Raw genomic sequence first — 22,558 nt, 5'->3', positions numbered from 1 at the left:
TGTTATTTTTTTATCATTAATTTTTTGAAACCATTTATAATCAGCGGATAGAACAACGCTAAAATAGTCATCAATGATAAAACGATACTAATTGGGGATCCCAAAAATATATCTCCTACATTGTTATTACTAACTATTAAGCTTTTACGGAAATTCTGTTCCATATCTGAACCTATAATTGCTGCCAAAATCAAAGGTGCAAGTGGAAAATCTAATAATTTCATAACTAATCCAATAATACCGAAAATAATTAAAATATAGAAATCAGTTATACTATAACCTAATGTATATGTACCGATAAACGCTAGCACCAAAATAAGTGGATATAAAACTTTTGGCGGTGTACGTAATATCTTTAATAACAATCCTATTAAAGCAATGTTTAAAATCACTAAAAATATATTACCGATAAACATGCTATTAACGAGTGTCCATATCGTTTCAGGTTCGTTTGCAAATAATAAAGGCCCTGGTTGTAAGCCTAGCATAACTACCGCACCTAAAATCACAGCTGTTGTCCCTGAGCCTGGAACGCCCATCGTTAATAATGGTATTAAAGCACCTACTGATGCAGCATTATTAGAAGCTTCTGGCGCAGCTACACCTTCTATTTGACCTTTCCCAAAATTCTTACCATTTTTAGAAATTTGTTTTTCGGTTGAATAGCTTAACATTGCCGCAATAGAGCCACCAGCTCCTGGTAAAACACCTATTAGAAATCCAATAGGGCTTTGTCGAAACATAGCACCTCTTGTTCGTTTCCAATCTTCTTTTGATAATTTCATTGATCCTACATCAGCTTTAGGTGGTTTCAATGCATCTAAATGTAAATAATTATATAACACTTCTGCTACTGCATATACACCAATGATAACTACTAAGAAGTTGATACCTTCACTTAGATGAGGTATGTCAAAAGTGAAACGATAAATACTTGTTTGTAAATCAACACCTACTGTACTAACGATTAAACCGATACTCGTGGCAATAAACCCCTTAACCATCTTTCCAGATGATAAAGTTACAATAGCTGAAAGTGTAAATAAGAATAGTAAAAAATATTCTTGTGGACCAAATTTTAAAGCGAAGGCAGACAATGGCTTAGCTAAAATGATAAAACCAAACACTGCAGTAATACCACCTATTAATGAAGCTATAGCTGAGATAGTTAGTGCTTTACCAGCCTCTCCATTTTTGGTCATCGGGTAACCATCAAATGTAGCTGCAATCGCTGAACCATCACCTGGCGTATTTAATAAAATCGAACTTCTCGAGCCACCGTACATGGCGCCATAATAAATTGAAACCATCAAAATCAGTGCACTTACTGGTTCCATACCGAATGTCACAGGTATCAGTACTGCAACCGCAGTCGCAGGTCCTAATCCAGGTAACATACCTACCACTGTACCTAGAAAACCACCGATAAGTACCCATAAAAGGTTCATCGGATGAAACGCAGTTGATAATCCTTCTAAAAAACTACCTGCATCAATCCCCATTTAAATCACCCTCCTTAAGGTAAACTGACATTCAATAATTGTGCGAATGTGTACCATGCAATGCCAGAAAAAATCACCGTAACTAAAATATTTTGTAACCATCTTTTATATCCATTAATTAAGAACATAATCGCACCTAAGAATATAATTGTTGAAATTAAAAAACCAAGACGTTCGAATATTAAAGCGTATATCACTGTTAAGATAATTGTTAAAACGATACGTATAAATGTTTTTCTTTCTAGTAATTGTGAAAAAGCTGTGAATTCTTCGTGACGTTTTTTAAACTCTTGATAAAAATAAACAATGCTCATTATAAGAAGTAATAAACCAACTAACATTGGAAAATACATCGGACTATTAGGGTCTCCAATGTTTGATTTTGGTATATTAATTGTTAATACTAAATAAACTACACCAAATAATATTAATAATACTGGAAAGACAAGTCGTGACATTTATACTCCCCCTTATTTCAGACCTGAATCTTCGACTAATTTTTTATATTTCTTGCGTTGTTCTTTTAAGAACGCTTCACTTTCTTCGCTATCTTTGTAAAAGTTTTCCCAATCATTGTTTTTTCTTATTTCTTGCCATCTGTCAGATTCAACTACTTTTTTCATTGTAGTATCCCAATATTCACGTTGTTGTGGTGTCATATCTTTCGGTCCCATGACCCCACGCCAATGTGGAAATACGACATCAACACCTTGTTCTTCCCAAGTAGGCACTTCTTCAATACCTTCAACTGGTTTATCTGCAGTGACTGCCAACATTTTTAATTTCCCAGTTTGGTGTTGTTCTTTAACTTCAGAGACTGCAGTAGATGCAACATCTACGTGACCACCTAATAAAGCCGTTTGTAAATCTCCTCCACTCTTATACACAAGGAAATCTATTTTTTCTACATCAACACCTTGTTCTTTTGCTGCTTGAACAAATGCTAAATGATCATTGTTTCCTAAACCTGGTGCAACACCTATAGTTAAGGATTCTGGATCTTCTTTTAGTTTTTCCATCACTTCTTTACCAGAGCTTAAATTAGATTGATTAGATGCTGTTAAACTAATCCATTCAGTTGCTAAAATAGCAATAGGAGTGAAATCATCTGTACTTAAATCACTTAGCCCTAATTCATTATTAGATAATAATAAACTAGAATTAATAGATATGGTGTTCGGTGAACGTGATTTTAAATATTGCCAACCTACCTCTCCACCACCTCCAGGTTTATTAATAACATTGACATTTTGCTTGGTTAAGTTTTCATCAATCATAATTTTTTGAATGGCACGAGCTGTTGTATCCCACCCGCCTCCTGGAGAAGCCGGTGCAACAATTTCTACCGTTTCATTGGGAAATTCCTTATTTGACGCATTCGAATTATTATCTTTGCCACAACTTGCTAGCACAATTGAAAAAATGACAATTAAAATCCCCCATCTTTTCATCCTAATCCCCCTTTTGTTGAAAGCGTTTACAAACTAACTTTATATTATCAGATAATTCAGTCTATTAAAACATTAATTTATGCTTTTTATGTTTTTCTTATTTGAAAGTTAACATTTTAAAAGTTATATTAAAATATTAATAAAAGTGCTAAGTATTATTTAAAAAGGGAATCAATAATCTTCGTTATAATACTTTATCTAGTAGTTAAAATAAATGCTTAATCACAGTAGAAACAGGATATATTAAGTATAATGCTTTCTTTAAAATTCTATTTTAATCAAATATGTATTAATAAGGATTAAACGCATAATTTTTGGGGGGGGGATTTACTATGGGACAGAATCATCCATTTGATAAAGCTACACAACTAACTGAAGAAACGCCAGGTGTTTATAGTGGCCATACGTCCGAAAAGTATGCCAATATGATTGGGCCGTTTGGTGGTGTTATTGCATCTACGTTACTTCGTGCCGTCTTAGAACATCCAGAACGATTAGGAGAACCGCATCATTAACTATCAACTACGCAGCACCTGTAGCTGATGGCGATTTTAATATTATAGCAACACCAACTCGAACAAATAGATCCACTCAGCATTGGTATATTGTGCTTTCTCAAAATGATAAAACTGTCATTACTGGAACGGCTGTTACTGCTCAACGACGAGATACTTGGTCTACTACCGAGATAGCTTTCCCTAATGTACCAGCTGCTGAAAAAGTTGCACTTCCTTCTATAGAGGGCGCACCACCTTGGTTACAGAATTATGATATACGAATTATTAAAGGGGCACCACTCGCGTTATCACAAACACAATCTAACAATGCTCATGATTCAACGACGCTTCAATGGATACAAGACAATCCAAAGAGAAACCTCGATTTTCTCTCACTTACTTCAATATGTGATGCTTTCTTTCCACGTATTTGGGTGCGTCGTGAAAAAATGGTACCGATTGGAACAGTTTCACTTACCATTTATTTTCATGCTGATTCAGAAACACTTAAAACACATGGCGATCGAGAAGTCTTAGGTCATACGCGTGCGCTAAAATTCTATGATGGCTTCTTTGATCAAACTGGAGAAATATGGAGCTATGATGGAATTTTACTCGCGACGACGAGCCAATTTGTTTATTATAAAGAATAACTATCTTAAATTTCATAAGAATTAAAAAAAGCTATAAAGCATCTACGACATAGATGCTTTATAGCTCAATTTATGAAATATTTTAATGACTTACTTCTTCATTTTGAAAATGCCCACCATGATATTGATCTACATATTGATAATCATGTTCTGTACGCGCTTTCAAAATTGCGTTTCTTAATAGATTATTCACTTTATTTTTACCATGTATGATTTCGCCCCATACACGTGCATTTTCTTGTACAAATGTGGTGCGTGGTTTACGCTCTTCTTCAAATTCTTTAAATGCTTGTTCATAATTTGTTTCATGTTTTTCTAACATATCAGCCATGAATGATGCATCTTCTAAAGCTTGGCATGCGCCTTGAGCAAGATACTGTAGCATTGGGTGCGCCGCGTCGCCCATCAATGTGAAGTTGCCTTCTGACCATTTATCAATTGGCTTGCGATCAAACATTGGCCATCTTTTTTGTCTTGAAATATAGGAAACTGCAGTTTGCACTTTATCACATGTTCCTGAGAATACTTCATCCATTTCTTCTGGTGTACCCCAGTCATCTGCGAGTTCATTACCTGGTTGATAGTTTTTACTTTTAAATACAACAACTTGGTTATAAAGTTCACCTTTACGTACTGGATATTGTACAACATGCATATCAGGACCAATCCACATATAGACGTCGTCCAGATTACCAATATTAGTAACTTCTTCCATTGGAATTGCACCTCTATATGCAACATATCCTGAACAAATAGGTTCGTCATCAATTAAATAACCGCGTGTAGTAGACCATAAACCATCTGCGCCGATAACAGCATTTGCTTCATGGCTATCACCATTTTTAGCTATAACTTTTACATCTCCGTTGTTTTTTGTTTCTATGTTTTTGATGTATTGATTTGTAGATAATTCAATACCAGGATGTTCTTCACATGCTTCTAATAAAATACGATGCAAATCAGAACGATGAAGTACGATATAAGGTGCACCATATCTCTCACGATAGTTTGAATCGATATCTAGCGCAGATAATTCTTCACCCGTAAATGCGTTCATTAATACTAACCGTTTTGGAAAAACAGCTACTTCATTAATCTTATCCATTACGCCTAATTTTTGTAATACATTTGTACCATTCGCTGCAAGTTGAATACCCGCGCCAATTTCTTTGATTTCTGGTGCCTTTTCTAAAACTTTAACATCATTTCCATTCTGAGCAGCACCCAAAGCTGTTGCTAAACCTCCAATACCGCCGCCAATAATGATCATTTTTTTATTTTCATTACTCATGATGTTTACCCCCTTGTTTTAAAAATCAACTTTAAAAAATTATTATGATTAAGTTATTTTATATCATGTAATGTTATTAACGAAAATCGTCTGTAAATTCGCTAATTATTTTTTGATGCCCCTTGTTTTCTTCTAAACTATTTCCTCTTTCTAACTCAAAGCGATCCATAATTGGAATATCATTAACTGAGAATAAATATGAATCTTCACTTGCTACATGTTCATGCCAATTCCAGTTTGGAACTACAAAGTAATCCCCTTTTTTCCAATTAAATTTCATACCATTAATAACGGTATAACCAGATCCTCTATGCACACAATATATAACTGAGTGTGTATGTCTATGTGCTTTTGTATGATGGCCTTTAGGTAAATGTGTCATTCTAGAGCCGACCGTTGGGTTAGCAGATTTTCCTGTTGACGGATTAATATATTCAACTGTAAATCCATCATATGGATCAGGTTCAAAGTTCATAAGACCGTTGATTGCATCTACAGTACGATCCCATTTATAGTTAGCCAGTGGTGCTACATCAAATTTGTCATCACCAATTGGACGTACCATTCCACCTCGATATCTTTTTTCAGAGAAGTTATCTGGAACATCAGGTTGTTGCAATCCATCTTCGTATGGTTCAAAGAAAGTACCACCTAGATTATAAATAGTAGGAATATCTAACGCATCCATCCATATCATTGGTTCATCACCTAAATGACCATGACCATGCCATAAATTTTTAGGCGTTGTTAAAAAGTCCCCTTCTTCCATAAATATACGTTCACCTTGAACAATTGTATATGCGCCTTCTCCTTCAGTTATAAATCTGAGTGCACTTTGCGTATGTCGATGTGAAGGAGCTTCTTCTCCTGGTTGTAATAATTGCACTGCTGCATAAAGCGTCTGAGTTGTTGATACATGTCCCCATGGTTGACGATAAGTTAAACCTGGGTTTTGAAAATAGATAGCACGACGCTCGCCACCTCTGTCAGGCGTAAATATTTCCGCTGCCTCTGATAATTTCTTCTTCAACAATTCCCCACTCCATAAATAAGCCTGTGCCTGTGATTGTGGTGTCTTATTCATTACTTCAGGAATAGCTTCCCAAAGTGGTCCTAAATTATATTGTTGAATATCTCGTGTGAAATCTTTTACGTCATTGTCTTGTAAGAAACTTCCTTTATCTGCCATAAAAAAATCTCCCCTTTATAATATGATTTTATTCAGTTACTTTACTTAAATTTCTTTTAATTTGTCCAAGATGCTTTTCAATATGCTCGTCAATAAAATGTTCAATAATAAATGAAACAGGTTTATTACCAAATTTTTCGAAATTTCGATGTGGATTTTCTTCTGTTAAACGGCTTTCGTCAATTTTTGAAAGTCTTTCATTTACTTCGTCTTTCAAATTTGAAATTGATTGTATAACATTTTCAACATTTAATGCTTCTGGGTTAGACACTGCTTCTAATCTAGCTTCATCTTTCAAACCTCTTCCCCATTTTGAACCTGGTTCTGATAATACTGTTTCAGTTTCGCTTAACCAATATGAAGTCGCTTCTTTAACATGATTTAAAATTTGTAAAATAGACCATTCATCTTCTGTTGGATTCCAACGTATCGTTTCTTCTGGCAAACCATCTACTACTTCTAAAATATTATCTAAAGTACTTTGAATTGATTCGATATACGTTTCTATTTTCGACATTTTATATGCCTCCTTCAAATTTATTTTTGTTTATTTTCTGCAACTACTTTATTTTCTAAAGCACCTATTTTATCGATTTCTATTTTTACGACATCGCCATCTTTCATAAATACTTGTGGATCACGTGCTGAACCTACGCCACCTGGTGTACCTGTTAAAACGATATCTCCTGGTTTCAATGTTGCTAATCCAGATAAGAAAGCAACTAATTTTTGAACTGTGAATACATGATTAGATGTATTTGAACGTTGCATTTCTTCACCATTTAAAGTGAGTACCAACTCTAATCCGTCTGGATCTTGTAATTCATCAGAAGTCATAATCCATGGCCCCATTGGCGCTGTGCCATCTACTGTTTTTCCTTGTAGCCATTGTAATGTTCTTTGTTGAATATCACGATAAGTCACATCGTTAACGATTGTGTATCCTGCTACATAATTAAGTGCGTCTGCTTCAGGTACGTTTTTTGCTTCTTTACCTATTACAAAAGCAAGTTCTGCGTCATAATCTAATTTATCTGAGATAGGATAATGAACAATATCGTCTTCTGGACCAACGATTGTATTATCAAATTTAGCAAATACTACTGGATTTTCAGGTAAGTCACGACCCATTTCTTTAATGTGTTCTTCATAATTATGTCCTACGCAAAACATTTTTCCTGGATTTTGAATAGGCGCCTCTATTTTCACGTCTTCTTTTTTATAAATTAATTGATGATTAAATACATCTGGTTTAGCTTGTGCAAACTCGATTGCTTCTTTAGCATAGTTTAAACTTTCTTCTCCACCTTCAATGAACCCCTTCGCATCAGATGGAACATATGCTTCAGCAATCGTTTCACTACGATATTTCTCCTTGCTTTGTAATAAAGCTTGAAATGCGTAGTTTAAATCTACTACTTCATTTTTTTCTGTTAATGTACCTAACCTAGAATAACCATTTGTTTTAAAAGTAATCAGTTTCATAAAATATCTCCCTTTGTTTTAAAATTTAAGTTTTCTTTATCAATAAAAACTTATTTTTTCTAATGATTTTCCACTCATGTGATAATGAGTTCACCATTTGTAAACAATTATAATTAATTGTCAGAAAATTGTCAATCTTCCTTTTCGTAGTAATTCATTTCTATTAGTATAAAAAGTTATTATTTCAAACTAAAATTTAGGAAATGTATAGTGGTAGAATATTGTGCTATAATTTGGTTGCATGAAGGAGCGTGAGTAATAAATGGCGGATAAAAAGAGTAAAGACTATATCCAATCTTTAGATACAGGTATTAAAATATTGAATGTTTTACAGAAATCTAAATCTCCTATGAAATTTAGTGAGATTCAACAAATTACTTCTATTACGAAAAGTAACTTATATAAGTATATGAATACTTTAGCTAATAATGAATTAGTCTATCGTAATCCAGCTACAGGTGAATATCATTTAGGGAACCAACTCATACAACTGGGTATGTCGGCAATGGGTAATTTAGACTCTCTAGCTATTGTGACACCATACTTACAAGAAATTGGCCGTCACAATAATAATACAGTGCTGTATTCAGTAATCACTAGACGAGGCCCAGTCGTTACAAAAATTTGGCATGCAGAAGGTATTTTAAATATTGGTGCACAAATTGGTACAGTACTCCCCCCGAAATCTTCTTCCGGTAAAATATTTGCAACCTTTTTTGATGAAACTCAAAAAGAGTACGAAGATGAAGAATTAAATAAAATTCACAATCAACAAATTGCTTTTGCTGAAGAACCGTTGATCCCTGCAATTTCTTCTGTTTCTTTCCCTGTGTTTACATTTAATAAAGAATTAGAAGGAATCATTTCTGTTATAGGAGTAAAAGACAATTTACCAGATTCGGTAGACTCACCAGATACATATTATTTATTAGAAAAACAAAAAGAAATTTCTAAATTATTAGGATTACACCTTTAATATTCAAGATAATTTAAATTATTTTCTGTAGCTTAGTCTAATAATTGAATATATAATCACCCATTAAATTATTTTAATGGGTGATTTTTTTAAGCTTTAAATGTCATATTGATTTCGCTACTCACCCCTTTTCTACTTAGTTTTCTAACAGTTTGAATTACCACTCCATAACAGTTAAATATTCTTAATTTTCACATTTTTCATTGTAATTGTAAAAAAACACCTATATAATCACCACTAAAGAACAAAGGACACTAATATGATAAATATACTGTTTTATTATTATATTTTATTATTAGTGTTTAATTTCATGGAGGGTATATTTATGGGGGAAATCAATACAACCAAAGTAGTTAATAAAAGTAAGTTCAACAAATTTCATTTCAAATTAATTTTTTGGAGCTTTTTTCTTATTATTTTCGACGGCTATGATTTAGTTTTGTACGGGACAGCAGTACCTATGTTAATTGAGGATTGGGGGCTCTCCGAAATTGAAGCAGGTACTTTAAGTAGCTATGGCCTATTCGGTATGATGTTTGGGGCTATAGGTTTTGGCATTTTAGCTGATCGTATTGGTAGAAAAAATGTCATAGCAATCACATTGATTTTATTCAGCTTATTTACATGTCTTTGTGGGTTTGCTGCAAATACAACACAGTTTGGCATCTATCGCTTTTTAGCAGGTTTAGGTTTGGGGGGTATCATGCCTAATGTCATTGCACTAGCAACTGATTTTGCACCTGAAAGAATGAAAAATCTTGTAGTTTCAATTGTGTTATGTGGCTACTCAATTGGTGGTATTCTTGCACCAGTATTAGGGTTAACATTAATGCCTATCGGAGGTTGGCGTTCAATCTTTTGGGTAGCAATTTTACCTATATTTGCACTACCTTTTTTACTTAAACAATTACCTGAGACTTTTAGTTATTTAAATCGTACTAATAGGAAAAAAGAAGCAGTAAATACATTAAGAAAAATTGATCCAAAACTTAACATATCTATGAACGATACGATAAAAGATATCGAAGTTTCTACTACTAAAGTGCCTTTAATGGACCTATTTAAAGAAAATCGGGCGCTCAGTACAGTCTTATTTTGGTTAACTTTCTTTTGCTGTTTGTTAATGATTTTTGGTTTAAATACATGGCTACCAAATTTAATGATGCGTGCTGGATATGAATTAAATTCTAGTTTAGTATTTTTAATCGTATTACAAGTTGGAGCAATCATTGGAACACTTATAATCGGAAGACTATGCGACAAATTTGGTTCCAAAAAACTACTTGTGCCATTATACATTGCTGGCGCTATCTCTTTATCTCTATTGTCTTTAGGTAAAGATGTTAATATATTTGTTATTTATATCTTAATTGCAATCGCAGGCGCTGCTACCATAGGTTCACAAAATCTCGTTCAAGCTTTCGTATCGCAATATTTCCCAGCTTATATTAGATCCACAGCGCTAGGTACAGCTTCTGGTATTGGGAGAGTCGGCGGAATGATTGGACCACTAATGGGTGGCTTTTTACTCACATTTGCATTACCTATGCCGTTGTACTTTATCGCTTTTGCTATTCCAGGTTTAATAGCTGCCTTAGCACTTTATTTAATACCAATGCAGCATGCAAGTGAAGAATATAAAAAAACATATCAGGCCAAAAACGTGCCGAAAGACGTACCAAACGAAGTTAAATAACTTAATAACCAAAAAATCTCAACCAATGTTGGTTGAGATTTTTTTTATGCTTTATTCATATTATATATTTAGTGATTTAATAAAATCAATTATATCTTCAGACATTTCTTCATTATCTAAAGCAAACTGTATTGTTGTTTTGACAAATCCTGATTTCTCACCAACATCATAGCGATTTCCTTCGAAATCGAAAGCATAAACGCAATCGTCACTATTTAACCGTTCAATTGCATCTGTTAATTGTATTTCCCCACCTGTACCTATTTCTTGGCTTTCTAAATAATCAAATATCTCTGGTGTTAATACATAACGTCCCATAATCGCTAAGTTTGATGGTGCCGTGCCTTTTTCAGGTTTTTCTACAAATTGTCGAACACCAAATAATCGATCATTTGATTCTAATGGATCCACAATACCATATCTGTGTGTTTCACTTTCATTCACTGTTTGCACACCAATGATTGGTTTACCAGTTTTGTCATATTGATTCATTAATTGTTTAATTGCTGGTGTATTTGACTTCACAATATCATCACCCAATAATACCGCAAAAGGTTCATTACCAATGAATTGTTTCGCCGACCATATCGCGTGACCTAGACCTTTTTGTTCTTTTTGCCTTACATAGAACATATTAGCTAAATTACTTGAATATTGTACTGCATTTAATAAGTCTGTTTTGCCCTTAGATTTAAGTATCATTTCAAGTTCGTTTTGATTATCAAAATGATCTTCTATTGCTCTTTTATGTTTACCTGTAACTATAATAATATCTTCTATACCAGCATTCACTGCTTCTTCAACTATATATTGAATCGTAGGTTTATCTAATATTGGCAACATTTCTTTCGGCATGGCCTTTGTTGCTGGTAAAAATCTCGTACCTAAACCTGCTGCGGGTATAATCGCTTTTTTAATTTGCATAAATTTTCTCCTCTATATCTAAACACAGATCCACATTTTGCGTTTTGTAATTTTAATATTTGCTTAATTTCTATCGTCTAAGTTGCTCCAATAATTCAGCATAATTATCAATTGCTGTTTGATGTTTTAATCGTTCATTATTTTTTACGTTGTTAAGTGGTTCATCAACAATTTTCATCATGCTTTTTGCAAAATATGAAATATTATTAGGTTCGACTAAGTATCCGTTCTGTCCATTTTCAATTATTTCTCGGGGGCCATATTTAACATCATACGAAATAACAGGGCATCCAACTGCTATACTTTCCATAATTGTTAAGCCAAATCCTTCAAAATCACTTGTTAATAATGATGCTCTTGAAGCTTTAAATTCTGCTAATGGATTGGATGTATAATCATTAATCTCAACGTACTCATTTAAAGCATATTCATTTATTAAATCTTTAATCATTTTTAATTGATCCGCTTCATCTTTTCCATATAATACTAATTTACTTGTGTAACCTGCTTCACGAAATAATTTATACGCCTTTATAAGATGGTCTAATTGTTTTTGTAATCCAAATCTACCTATATAGATAAATTGATCTTTAAAACTTGAAGGTTCACGAGAAGGCTCCGCTACTTCAATAAAGTGGGGAATTACAGCAAAACGGTCATCATCAATAGAATATAAATTTTGTATATCTTTTTTTTGATGGTTCGTTAACACTAAATATTTAGTGACACGTTCTGAATTTGTAAGTGCATATTTATAGGAATTTTTTACATTACTGCCGTCTAAATGTGAGTTGTGAAAAACCAACACATTTTTAGTATTATTCGTTTGTTGTAGTAATGCTCCGTCTAAAAGTCTGGCGTCATTAAAGACAATATCTCCATCCTTTAAACGGTTTTGGAAATAATATTGAAAAAGCTGTTTTTCATTTTCAAATGCTTTAAAATGTTTACCCTCTTTATATAATTGAACTAATAATAGTGTTGTGTTCTCATCATCAGCAAAAAACTTTTCACAATATTTATAACCTTCTCTATCGTAGAACTTTTCTGCAATTTTCCCATAATTTTTAGTGGAAAAATAAACTTTTTTATGCAATTCTCCATAAGTATTATATTGATGTCTCTCTACTCTTTTTTTACAATAAGGCGTCATAAAATCTTCGAATTCTAAAATATTACTTCCTGTTCTGAATTTTCTATATAGAACATATGTATCGCCGTCATAATAACGAACGACATCCCTATTATTCTTTCTGATTTCACTTGTTAATCCTTCAATATCCCGTTCAACTTCATGATATTCTATTGTGTCACTATTAGCGTGTGGATTATATAATAACTTAAAATCAGATAGCCAATCATAAATATTTTCTACTCTAATTTGAGCATTTAATTTATTATTTTCCACAAATGATTTAATAACGTCATAATAGTTAGGATTATAATTTGTCGTTAATATTGTGTTTGTTTCATTTAAATCATTATGCATTAATTGAATTCTATTTAATAACGCTTTCGTTCTTCCACCATGAACTGGTGGTAATGTTGATGTAATTGTGTACAACATTTATAACATTCCCCCGATATCTTCACTTGCAATATCAATATTGTACCACATAAATCATATGTATTTAAATTGTTATTTAATTTCATTTTACAATTTAATATAATGAACAATTATATTGTAAACTAACAAAAATGAATTTTGCTAGAGATTAAATTAAAACAAATCGGGAAGATAATGATTAAGAAGGTGAAATGATGTTAGATAGGGAAGAAGTTTTTAATTATGTAAATCGTAAGTATGATGTGAAACCAGATTACCCTTGGAAAACTTATTCGAATTTTGCAGCTTTAAGACATAAAGCTAACAAAAAATGGTTTGCTTTAGTGATGAATATTGCTCAAGACAAATTAGGGTTAAATGGCTCTGATGAAATAGATGTATTAAATTTGAAAATCAGACAAGAATTTATTGGACCTTTAAGAAAAAAAGAAGGATTTTACAAAGCCTATCACATGGATAAATCCAATTGGATAAGTATCAATTTAAATGAGATTAACTCTATAAATCATATTAAAGATTTAATAGCAGAAAGTTATGAGCTAACAAATTAACTTTTACAGTTTCATTGATTATTTTTAATAAGACTTCATACTAAATTGACATAAAAAAACAGGTAAGCATCCTTAATTTATAAGATGCTCACCTGTTTTATTTTAATTATTTAATTTTACTGTTCCTCTGCTTCTTTTTGATTCGTACGTTTTTGTAATAAAATTGCTGCCGCTGCTAAGATTAAGACTAAAACGGCGATACCGATAAGCCCTAGATATTTCGCAATATTACCAAAGACGATACCTACAACTAAGAAATCTGTATCTGAGAATGTCGTTGCTGCGCCACCAAGTTCACCTAGGAATGGCAAGAACAGCAGTGGTAAGAATGTAATTAACAAGCCATTTAATGCTGAACCTGCTATTGCACCTCTAATACCACCACGCGCGTTACCAAATACGCCAGCCGTTGCCCCAAGGAAGAAGTGAGCTACTACACCTGGAAGTATAACTACCCCACCAAATAAGAATAAGACGAACATGCCCAAGACCCCAACTATAAAACTGACAAAAAAGCCAATTAATACAGCATTTTGTGCATAAGGGAAGACTATAGGACAGTCTAATGCTGGTTTTGTGTTAGGTACTAATTTTTCAGAAATACCTTTAAACGCCGGCACGATTTCAGCCAATATTAAACGTACACCCGTTAATATGATAAACACACCAGCTGCAAAAGTAACCCCTTGAATCAGTGAAAATACAATAAAGTTTTGACCGTCACTAATTTCTGTATGTACGAAGGTTGGACCCGCAAATAACGCTGCCACAAAATAGAGTAATGTCATTGTTAATGAAATACTGATTGTACTTTCTCTTAAAAAGCTCAAGCCTTTAGGAAAATTAATTTCTTCTGTTGATTTAGACTTTCCTTTAAATAACTTTCCAATCTCTCCAGCTGCCCAATAACTGATCGTACCAAAGTGACCTAAAGCGACTTGGTTAGTCCCAGTTATTTTCTTCATTGTTGGTTGTGCTAACGCTGGTAATATAGCCATAATCAATCCTAAAATAATAGATCCTGTGATTACTGTCAATGTCCCAGTGATATTACCTACTGACAGTAATATAGCTAAAAAGGCTGCCATATAAAATGTATGATGACCTGTTAAAAAGATATATTTCAAATTCGTAATACGTGCGATAATGATATTAACAATCATCCCAAATACCATAATTAATGCTGCTGTTGTGCCATATTGTTCTAAAGCAATTGAAATAATCGCTTCGTTATTAGGTACGACACCTTGCACGCCAAAAGCGTGTTGGAATATTTTTCCAAATGGTTCTAATGATTGTGTTACAACATTCGCCCCTGCACTTAACACTAAAAATCCAAGTATCGTTTTAATCGTACCGGACGTGATGTCAGTGGCTGATTTTTTCTGCATAATTAGACCTATTAAAGCAATTAAAGCAACTAATATAGCAGGTTGACTCAAAATATCAACGATAAAATCTAGGATAGGTTTCATAACGTTGCCCCCTTACTTCTAATTTATAAAATGTTCAAATCACTTAATTTCTCATTCAATTTATTTTGTAACTCTTCTTTATCTAGAATGTTATCTAAAACAATAACGTCCCCTAAGTGCTTTGTATTTTCTTCTAAATCTCTACCGCAAATAAATAAATCTGCCATATCAGGGCTTGCAGACATGACATCACTGTGTTCAACTTTAAAGTCTGATGGTGCATTTAAATTTTTTAAAGCTTCCTGTGCATTCATTTCCACCATAAAGCTACTTCCTAAACCGTGACCACATACAACTAAAATTTTCATTTTCATCATTCTCCTTTAAATATATTTATTATTTCATCAATGTCTGTTGCTGCTAATAATTTATTAACTGTGTTCGAATCCCCTAAGATTGTTGCTAAATTTCTTAAAATTTCTAAATGTCCCTCGTTATCAACAGCGCTTAATACAAACACGAGAGACGCATGATGTCCGTTCTCAGAAAAGTTAATATGGTGATTCAATTTCAATAAACTTAATCCTATTTTTTTAACATCATCACTCGGTCTAGCATGCGCTATTGCAATTTCAGGTGCTATTACAATATAGGGCCCTAATTCTTCTACGCTATAAATCATCTTTTCAATGTATTGTTGTTTAAAGTACCCTTGTTCTAGCAGAGGTTCAGATGCAACACGAATTGCATGTTTCCAATCATCCACTCGATCTCGTATCTGTACTTTATCCGATGATAAAATTTCCGGACTCATTTATATCCCCCTTATTAATGTTGACTTACATCACGAATACATGACATGATATCTGCTATATTTCCAGAAAACAGTGTTGCTCTCGTTGCTTCCTCCATGATTAGCTCGCTAAATTGTCGCAAAGCATTTAAATGTATCTGCGGCTGCTCCGTAGCTAATGTAATAATGATATGCACTGGATCATATTGCTGATGATTAAAGATCACACCCGTTTTAAAATGAACTAAACTAAATCCCACAGGTTGTTTAACATGTTTATGGTTAGCATGAATCAATGCAATATGAGGACTAATTACCATATAAGGTCCAAATGCATCTAATTGTTCAATAATGTCAGCAGCATAGGCCTCATCTACGATTTGATCATTTACAAGCGGTGATACACATTGTCTAATTGCATCATTTCTTAAAAGTGTTTGCTGTTGTGTCAATATTCGAGATTGTGGTAATACTTCTTGTAACGTTGGCCCTAACCCTTTAACATCATTTACATATCGCTCTCTTGAATGGTTAATAATTTCATTTAATTGCTTTCGATCGTCTTTATTTAAAAATGGCGAAACCCTAATTACTGGTACGCTTGCTTGTTCAAAAGGAACCGTAGAAATGATATAATCAATACCTTCATGTTTTAGCATTACTTCATCTATTTCATATATAGAATAAGCATCTACAATTTCTAATTCTGGATAAATATGATCCATCCTACTTTTTAATAATTGAGATGTTCCTATACCTGATCCACAAAGTAACACGACTTTAATGGCATTTGTGGTCACTGCTGAAATCCGTTCAATCGCAGAAGCAAAATGCAATGTGATATACGATAATTCATCATCAGTAAAGTGTATTTGGTAATTTTCTTCAATGCCCCATACATGCCTTTTAATTCCTTCTATAATATGGTGATACTGCGTATGGATTTCCTTATTTAAAGGGTTCGCATGCGTCATATCAAACTTCAATCGATGAATTGCAGGTCTCAAATGTACGATTAAACCATTTGCTAATTTGCTATCAGACATTAAATCTAGTCCTAACTCACCACTCATACGTTCAATCAATTGTTCTGTTAATATCTCTAAATCGCCTATTTGTTGATTGAGTTCATTCACTTCTGACGTTTTAGCACCCAATAAATGTAAAGTAATAAAAGCTGCTTCACTTTTTGGAAATTCAATCTGAAAAATAGCTTCTAATTTTTCTTTAATTTTAAGTGCAATATGAAATTGCTCTGTTTTAGCGAGCTTTTCATACTCTTTATCAGGTATATCGAAGGCAAAATGTTCATTTGTACGATGAAGCGCAATCAAAATGTGATAAATCAATCCATCAATTGCACTTTGAACTAATTGATATTTTGCATCTAATAATATAGAAGTTACTGTTAAACGAATTTGTTCTAACTCTTTATTCGAAAAAAGTTGATGACCCATGTGATGTGTGTGCGTTTGAAAATATTCATGTACACGTGTGGCATAGGCTTTACGATAAGCATTTTCCTCACCCTGAATTACAAACCCTTTATTTTTCTTGTACTCAAGAAACAAATCGTTTTCTTCTAACCAAGATTGAACATTTTTTAAATCTTCAACAATTGTACGACGTGTTACTGAAACCAATGTTGCTAATACTTGGGATGATGTGGGTTCAATCGATTCAAACAACTTCAAAGTGATATATAATATGCGTTCTTTCTTTGAATAATGCATCGATGTTCCCGTATATTTTGGCTCTAATGTTGCCAACTGAAGCGCTGTCGTTGTAATCTTTATCCCCTCATATTTATTCCGATGAATCGTTAAATCTAATTTATCTTCCATAGTTTCAATGTATTCAAGGTCATATTGTATTGTTCTTTCAGATACATTGAACTGTGTTGCTAAATTATGAATTTGAACAAAGGCTTCACGTTCAAGTAAGTACGTTAATATATGATGTTGTCTCTTGCTTAACACATCAGCAACCTCCTTACAGTTATATTGTAATCGCTTTCTTGTACGTGTGGATGTGTAATCTATTTCGTCTCACAATACGAAAAGTTGCACATCTAAATAAAAAATACTATTTTTAAATTATAAAATGCATAGACCTAATTTGATACTTCTTTGTTTATTTTTCAAAACAAAAAAGATGTAAAAGTAATTAAACTTTTACATCTTTTGCTGACATTGATTCAATACCATAACAAATCATACAATTATTTATTATTTTTTACTTCTTTATATAAATCTATCATTTCCTGGGCAATATCCTTAAAAGTGATTGCTGTCATTAAATGGTCTTGACTATGCACTGTTAACAGCGTCAAATTGATATGTTCACCTTGTGCTTCCTTTGTTAACATATTCGTTTGTACATGATGTGCTTCAAGCAAAGCAGCTTCAGCTTGTTTCAGTTTCGTTTCCGCTTCATCAAACGCACTTTTTTTAGCTGCAAATATGGCTTCCATCGCATGACTTTTAGCATCACCACTATAAGCAATGAGCGACATTGCAAATTCCAAATTCTTCTCTTCTTCAGTCATTGTTCCACCCCTATTCGCTCATTAAACGTTCCGCTGCACTTAATACGTTTGCGCCGTTCATCGTACCGTAATCTGTCATTTCAATGACTTCTACAGGTATGTTTTTGTCTGTACATTTTTTAGTATATTCATCTTTTTTAAAACGGACTTGTGGACCTAATAACAAAACATCTACTTGAGCATCTTCAATTTTTTGATCCGCTTCTGTCGTTGAGACTGCAAATATTTCACGGTCTAAATCTTGTTTTTCAGCTTCTTTTTGCATTTTCTGAACTAACATACTTGTACTCATTCCAGCTGCACATACAAGCATTATTGTTTTTTCTGCCATATAATTCCCTCCATTTATTATTACTATACCCTATCTGTTAATTGATCTCGCTATCATGGATAATGTGTGGCGTTGTCCACGTATCGCTTTACTTAATTCAAAAATATTTTCTACAGGAGCTAAACCGCCATAGCCTGCGTCACCAATATGTTGAATATCCACACCGCATATTTTATTTCGAATTGCGAAGTCCCTAATTGTACTGGCGTCAGAACTCTCTTGACTTGTCCCTATTGCTGACATGACTAAACCACCATGATGATGGACTGCTTTCACTATGTCTTTTAATTGTGCTTCATCAAATCCTGGAACTGTTCCAATAGATGGTACTAAAATAATATCAGCACCTGCATCAATAAATTTTTCAACATATGCTTTAGTAATTACAGGTTCATCTACACCTGCACTGTGCATTTTTCCGGCTATAATCAATCCTGAAAAATTTGCTCTTGTCTCAGCAATTGCACCAACAATTTTTTCATTAGATACGCCAGTACCTGGATTACCTGTCATGCAAATAAAGTTTATGCCTAATTTTTCTAAAGCTTTTACTGTTTTCGAACTTGCTTGTCGTCCTTTAGCAATATTTAATTTTTCTTCTGCCATGCTCGCTTGCTCATCTACTGGTTCTAAATTGACACCTATAGGTCTTGCAACAAGACGTCTTAATTCTTTAATGACATGTTTTTTCTCATCTATATTTTCTACTTTAGGATTGAACGCGTCTAATCCATTTAATAAAATCAAATCTGCTCCGAATGCACGTGATAGTTCTGCATTTGTTATGTCTGGTATGACTGGTGTACGCGTAACAACATTCTCTGCTAAAACAACGCGACCATCACTTGCTTTGATACTTTGTTTTAATTCTTCGGCCGTCATTTTCACTATTTCTGAGGCATTAGCACTTAATAATCTCTTAACCATATTATCTACTCCTTTATTTTGGTTCTTCCGTTTCTTTTTTTCCGTTTACTTCTTTATCTTCTAAATATAAATTATATTTCTCCATTGCTCTATAAAATGGGTAATAGAGTAAAATATCGATAATGATACATACAATTTGAACCAATGAACCACTATAATGCCCTGTCGCTAAAAATCCACTGATGATAGGTGGTATCGTCCATGGCATCGCCGTCCCATTGGTGAGATGCACAATCCCGCTCGACATTGCGAAATACGTTATCGTCGCATTAATCATTGGTGCTAATACAAATGGAATAATTAATCTCACATTAAGTACAACAGGCAAACCAAACAATGTTGGTTCATTAATATTAAATATTCCCGGCATTAAAGTAAGTGGTGCCATCGTTTTTGTGATTTTACTGGAACGTTTTTTAAAAGCTAATATCGCAATTACGATGACTAGACCTATTGTTGAGCCGCCACCACCCATAAATACAAAATTATCAATAAATGGCTGCGTTATGATATGCGGTAAGTCTCCGTGTGGATTGGCTTGATATGCTAGACGGTTTTCATCAATATTTTTCAACCAAATTGGTTGCATAACTGCATTTACTACGTTTGCACCATGGATACCAACAAACCAAAAAGCACTATTAAGACCAACTAAGATAATGGTACCGATCAAGCTTCCTCCCATCAGACTTAACGGTACGCCTAATGTATTAACAATTAATTCATGGATGTTGCCAAACGGTAAATTATCCAATGCGATATATACAGCAAGCCATAATATGATAATCGCTGCCCCAGGTATTAATGCACTAAAACTTTGTGCGACTGCTGGCGGCACTTGATCTGGCATTTTGATTCTAATGTTTCTATTGATAAACCACTGAAAAATTAACCCTGAAATAATACCAATAATAAGTGCTACAAATAAACCCTGACTTCCCATATATATTTGAGGTATTGCTTCTTCAGGTACTTTATCTCCAGTCATTACATTCGGTGTGACAACTAAAAATGCTGACATCGCAATAATACCGGCTGAAACCCCATCTGTATTATATTGCCGGGCAATACTATGGGCGACACCAAAACTTGCAACTAGTCCCATTAATCCGAATGTCCCATTCACTGCTTTCATTAAATATGGTTGAATCCCCTGTGCTTCTAGCCACTCTATCCAGCCTGGTATCGCAATACCACTGATTACTAAAAATAATGAACCAATAATAATCAAAGGCATTGCAACGATAATGCCATCCCTCATTGAAATCAAAATTTTATTTGATCCCAATTTAGAAGCGACTGGTAACAAATGTTTTTCTAATGCGTCATTAAATTTACTCACATCAACACCCCATCGTAGATTCGATTTTGAAAACGCTTTCAATGTTTTTGATTAATTATAATTTATAATCAATTATGTGTCAATATAGTTGCAACTTTTTATTTTTAATATAATAATAAGAGTATTAAGAAATTATGGTGATAAAAATGAAAGCAAACATGACAAATAAACAGCGGATGATACGTGGCCAAATTTTAAATGAAATATACGTACGTGGCCCTATATCAAGAGTTGACATAGCAAGAAATACAGGAATTACACCAGCAACAACAACTGCAGTAACCGCAGAACTAATACAAGATAATCTCATTAAATCTACGGATATTGAAGTTGATCATTACGATATTGACACTAAAAAAACATCAGGACGCAAAAAAATATTACTTACAATTTGTAATAAATATAATTACTATGTTGGTATTGAATTAGCCAGAGATTTTGTAACGTTATGTTTAACTGACAATCTTGGCAATATCGTTGATCAGAATATGATTGATATTACTACAACACAATTCTTAAAAAAAATCACTCCAAACTTTATATTGGAAGAACTTAATCATTTCTTAAAACAACATGCAGCTTATAATATTCAAGCAGTTGGCATTGCTTTACCAGGTCACTTTGATGAAATAGATCAACAAATTGCTTCGAATAGTGATTGGTCCGGTTTTGATTTGAAAAATTTACTTTCTCGTATTGACCTGCCTGTATTTTTAGAAAATAACGTACATTGTATGAGTCTATATGAACATTTACTTACATCAGAAAATGATGGCGAAAATTTCATCTTCTTCCATGCTGTAAAAGGGATTTTTTCATCTAGTATGTACCGTGGTAATTTATATGGAGTTTCCAATTTTTCTGTAGGGGAAGTCGGACATACCATCATCCATCCAGACGGTGAACGCTGTGAATGTGGTCGTAGAGGGTGCTTACAAAACTATTTAGGTGGTATGAATATTATAAATAAAGCTAAAGTTATTTATAGAAGTGCTCAAAGCACATATCTCACAAGTTTAGTAGCAGACTCAAATGATATAACTTTAGATACTGTTATAGAAGCGTATCGTTTAGGCGATAGTGGCATCGTACAAATTATCAAAGATGCTATGCGTGCAGTCGCAATTACGCTCAATAATTTAACCATGTTAGTAGATACTAATAAAATTTATTTGCATGGTCCATTATTTAACAATGATATTACAGATGTCATTTTAAAAGAATATTTAAGTTATCAAAACTTATACGGTGGATTAGGTGAAATTGATTTTCAAATGAAAGTTTATCACCCCATTAATGGGGCCAAAGGTGCCTGTGCCCTTGCCATCCACCAACATTTAATTTGGTCAGAATTATAGGTTATGTCAAAATATAATAGTTCGATAAAAGAGATAGCGGAGGATTTTTTGTCTTCCGCCTT

General features: G+C 33.4%; 23 protein-coding genes and 1 pseudogene. 7 read left to right on the top strand and 17 right to left on the bottom strand.

The annotated features are described in order from the left end of the window. Nucleotides 1–2: 2 nt before the first annotated feature. The 3 genes from AAA453_RS02930 to AAA453_RS02920 are packed head-to-tail and all read right to left on the bottom strand — an operon-like array spanning nucleotide 3 to nucleotide 2,953. On the bottom strand, nucleotides 3–1,502 hold the full coding sequence (locus AAA453_RS02930; RefSeq protein WP_277575657.1) for a tripartite tricarboxylate transporter permease: 1,500 nt from the start codon (nucleotides 1,500–1,502) through the stop codon (nucleotides 3–5). 14 nt (nucleotides 1,503–1,516) lie between these two features. Beyond that, on the bottom strand, nucleotides 1,517–1,960 hold the full coding sequence (locus AAA453_RS02925; protein ID WP_069817837.1) for a tripartite tricarboxylate transporter TctB family protein: 444 nt from the start codon (nucleotides 1,958–1,960) through the stop codon (nucleotides 1,517–1,519). A gap of 12 nt (nucleotides 1,961–1,972) precedes the next feature. Then, complete coding sequence (locus AAA453_RS02920; RefSeq protein WP_427706154.1) at nucleotides 1,973–2,953, bottom strand: tripartite tricarboxylate transporter substrate binding protein; 981 nt, start codon at nucleotides 2,951–2,953, stop codon at nucleotides 1,973–1,975. A gap of 332 nt (nucleotides 2,954–3,285) precedes the next feature. On the opposite strand from AAA453_RS02920, the gene AAA453_RS02915 reads away from it, so the two are divergent. The 3 genes and pseudogenes from AAA453_RS02915 (at nucleotide 3,286) to AAA453_RS02905 (ending at nucleotide 4,103) form a co-directional block, all read left to right on the top strand. Next, nucleotides 3,286–3,468: a hypothetical protein gene (locus AAA453_RS02915; RefSeq protein ID WP_427706152.1), complete on the top strand. Its 183-nt coding sequence runs from the start codon at nucleotides 3,286–3,288 to the stop codon at nucleotides 3,466–3,468. Further along, nucleotides 3,408–3,548 (top strand): annotated as a pseudogene (locus AAA453_RS02910) (hypothetical protein); the annotation flags it as partial. The gene AAA453_RS02915 and the pseudogene AAA453_RS02910, both read left to right, overlap by 61 nt. A gap of 12 nt (nucleotides 3,549–3,560) precedes the next feature. After that, the gene (locus AAA453_RS02905; RefSeq protein WP_427706150.1) at nucleotides 3,561–4,103 is read left to right on the top strand and encodes a thioesterase family protein; all 543 of its coding nucleotides are present in this window, start codon (nucleotides 3,561–3,563) and stop codon (nucleotides 4,101–4,103) included. Nucleotides 4,104–4,185: 82 nt separating this feature from the next. Here the strand turns inward: AAA453_RS02905 and AAA453_RS02900 are convergent, their stop codons facing one another. The 4 genes from AAA453_RS02900 to AAA453_RS02885 form a co-directional block, all read right to left on the bottom strand. Then, the gene (locus tag AAA453_RS02900; RefSeq protein WP_427706148.1) at nucleotides 4,186–5,394 is read right to left on the bottom strand and encodes an FAD-dependent monooxygenase; all 1,209 of its coding nucleotides are present in this window, start codon (nucleotides 5,392–5,394) and stop codon (nucleotides 4,186–4,188) included. Between the two features lie 76 nt (nucleotides 5,395–5,470). Then, a complete protein-coding gene (locus tag AAA453_RS02895; RefSeq protein WP_427706147.1) occupies nucleotides 5,471–6,583 on the bottom strand; it encodes a cupin domain-containing protein in 1,113 nt (370 codons plus the stop codon). A 28-nt stretch (nucleotides 6,584–6,611) separates the two neighbouring features. Then, nucleotides 6,612–7,100 carry a DinB family protein gene (locus AAA453_RS02890; RefSeq protein ID WP_427706145.1) on the bottom strand — a complete coding sequence of 163 codons (489 nt, stop codon included), beginning with the start codon at nucleotides 7,098–7,100 and terminating at the stop codon, nucleotides 6,612–6,614. Between the two features lie 20 nt (nucleotides 7,101–7,120). Continuing rightward, on the bottom strand, nucleotides 7,121–8,068 hold the full coding sequence (locus tag AAA453_RS02885) for a fumarylacetoacetate hydrolase family protein (RefSeq protein WP_427706143.1): 948 nt from the start codon (nucleotides 8,066–8,068) through the stop codon (nucleotides 7,121–7,123). A 262-nt stretch (nucleotides 8,069–8,330) separates the two neighbouring features. Between AAA453_RS02885 and AAA453_RS02880 the strand changes: the two genes are divergently transcribed. Together AAA453_RS02880 and AAA453_RS02875 are read left to right on the top strand one after the other, a co-directional pair. Further along, nucleotides 8,331–9,044 carry an IclR family transcriptional regulator gene (locus AAA453_RS02880; RefSeq protein WP_427706141.1) on the top strand — a complete coding sequence of 238 codons (714 nt, stop codon included), beginning with the start codon at nucleotides 8,331–8,333 and terminating at the stop codon, nucleotides 9,042–9,044. 325 nt (nucleotides 9,045–9,369) lie between these two features. Beyond that, nucleotides 9,370–10,740 carry an MFS transporter gene (locus AAA453_RS02875; RefSeq protein WP_427706139.1) on the top strand — a complete coding sequence of 457 codons (1,371 nt, stop codon included), beginning with the start codon at nucleotides 9,370–9,372 and terminating at the stop codon, nucleotides 10,738–10,740. Nucleotides 10,741–10,800: 60 nt separating this feature from the next. On the opposite strand, the gene galU is transcribed toward AAA453_RS02875, so the two are convergent. After that, entirely contained in the window at nucleotides 10,801–11,664 is an 864-nt protein-coding gene (gene galU / locus AAA453_RS02870) for a UTP--glucose-1-phosphate uridylyltransferase GalU (protein WP_427706137.1), read from the bottom strand. A 70-nt stretch (nucleotides 11,665–11,734) separates the two neighbouring features. Beyond that, entirely contained in the window at nucleotides 11,735–13,231 is a 1,497-nt protein-coding gene (locus AAA453_RS02865) for a glycosyltransferase (RefSeq protein ID WP_427706135.1), read from the bottom strand. 194 nt (nucleotides 13,232–13,425) lie between these two features. On the opposite strand from AAA453_RS02865, the gene AAA453_RS02860 reads away from it, so the two are divergent. Beyond that, entirely contained in the window at nucleotides 13,426–13,782 is a 357-nt protein-coding gene (locus AAA453_RS02860) for an MmcQ/YjbR family DNA-binding protein (RefSeq protein ID WP_069833132.1), read from the top strand. Nucleotides 13,783–13,898: 116 nt separating this feature from the next. Here AAA453_RS02860 and AAA453_RS02855 read toward each other — a convergent pair whose 3' ends face one another. The 8 genes from AAA453_RS02855 to AAA453_RS02820 form a co-directional block, all read right to left on the bottom strand. Beyond that, nucleotides 13,899–15,257 carry a PTS ascorbate transporter subunit IIC gene (locus AAA453_RS02855; protein WP_069833131.1) on the bottom strand — a complete coding sequence of 453 codons (1,359 nt, stop codon included), beginning with the start codon at nucleotides 15,255–15,257 and terminating at the stop codon, nucleotides 13,899–13,901. Nucleotides 15,258–15,280: 23 nt separating this feature from the next. Further along, nucleotides 15,281–15,565 carry a PTS sugar transporter subunit IIB gene (locus AAA453_RS02850; RefSeq protein WP_427706133.1) on the bottom strand — a complete coding sequence of 95 codons (285 nt, stop codon included), beginning with the start codon at nucleotides 15,563–15,565 and terminating at the stop codon, nucleotides 15,281–15,283. A 5-nt stretch (nucleotides 15,566–15,570) separates the two neighbouring features. Continuing rightward, the gene (locus tag AAA453_RS02845; protein WP_069817824.1) at nucleotides 15,571–16,011 is read right to left on the bottom strand and encodes a PTS sugar transporter subunit IIA; all 441 of its coding nucleotides are present in this window, start codon (nucleotides 16,009–16,011) and stop codon (nucleotides 15,571–15,573) included. Nucleotides 16,012–16,025: 14 nt separating this feature from the next. Continuing rightward, nucleotides 16,026–17,969 carry a BglG family transcription antiterminator gene (locus AAA453_RS02840; protein ID WP_427706131.1) on the bottom strand — a complete coding sequence of 648 codons (1,944 nt, stop codon included), beginning with the start codon at nucleotides 17,967–17,969 and terminating at the stop codon, nucleotides 16,026–16,028. A gap of 242 nt (nucleotides 17,970–18,211) precedes the next feature. Next, entirely contained in the window at nucleotides 18,212–18,538 is a 327-nt protein-coding gene (locus AAA453_RS02835) for a PTS lactose/cellobiose transporter subunit IIA (RefSeq protein WP_069817822.1), read from the bottom strand. A gap of 10 nt (nucleotides 18,539–18,548) precedes the next feature. Then, entirely contained in the window at nucleotides 18,549–18,869 is a 321-nt protein-coding gene (locus AAA453_RS02830; RefSeq protein ID WP_427706129.1) for a PTS sugar transporter subunit IIB, read from the bottom strand. A 30-nt stretch (nucleotides 18,870–18,899) separates the two neighbouring features. Then, nucleotides 18,900–19,796 (bottom strand): haloacid dehalogenase-like hydrolase, encoded by an 897-nt coding sequence (locus AAA453_RS02825; RefSeq protein WP_427706127.1) that lies wholly within the window; start codon nucleotides 19,794–19,796, stop codon nucleotides 18,900–18,902. 13 nt (nucleotides 19,797–19,809) lie between these two features. Beyond that, nucleotides 19,810–21,138 carry a PTS sugar transporter subunit IIC gene (locus tag AAA453_RS02820; RefSeq protein WP_427706125.1) on the bottom strand — a complete coding sequence of 443 codons (1,329 nt, stop codon included), beginning with the start codon at nucleotides 21,136–21,138 and terminating at the stop codon, nucleotides 19,810–19,812. 146 nt (nucleotides 21,139–21,284) lie between these two features. Between AAA453_RS02820 and AAA453_RS02815 the strand changes: the two genes are divergently transcribed. Then, nucleotides 21,285–22,496, top strand: coding sequence for an ROK family protein (locus AAA453_RS02815; protein ID WP_427706123.1), 1,212 nt, complete (start codon nucleotides 21,285–21,287; stop codon nucleotides 22,494–22,496). Nucleotides 22,497–22,558 lie beyond the last annotated feature (62 nt).

The organism is Staphylococcus parequorum (assembly GCF_039237145.1).
Classification (GTDB): Bacteria; Bacillota; Bacilli; order Staphylococcales; family Staphylococcaceae; genus Staphylococcus; species Staphylococcus equorum_A.
This window is presented reverse-complemented; position numbering and strand designations above follow the sequence as displayed.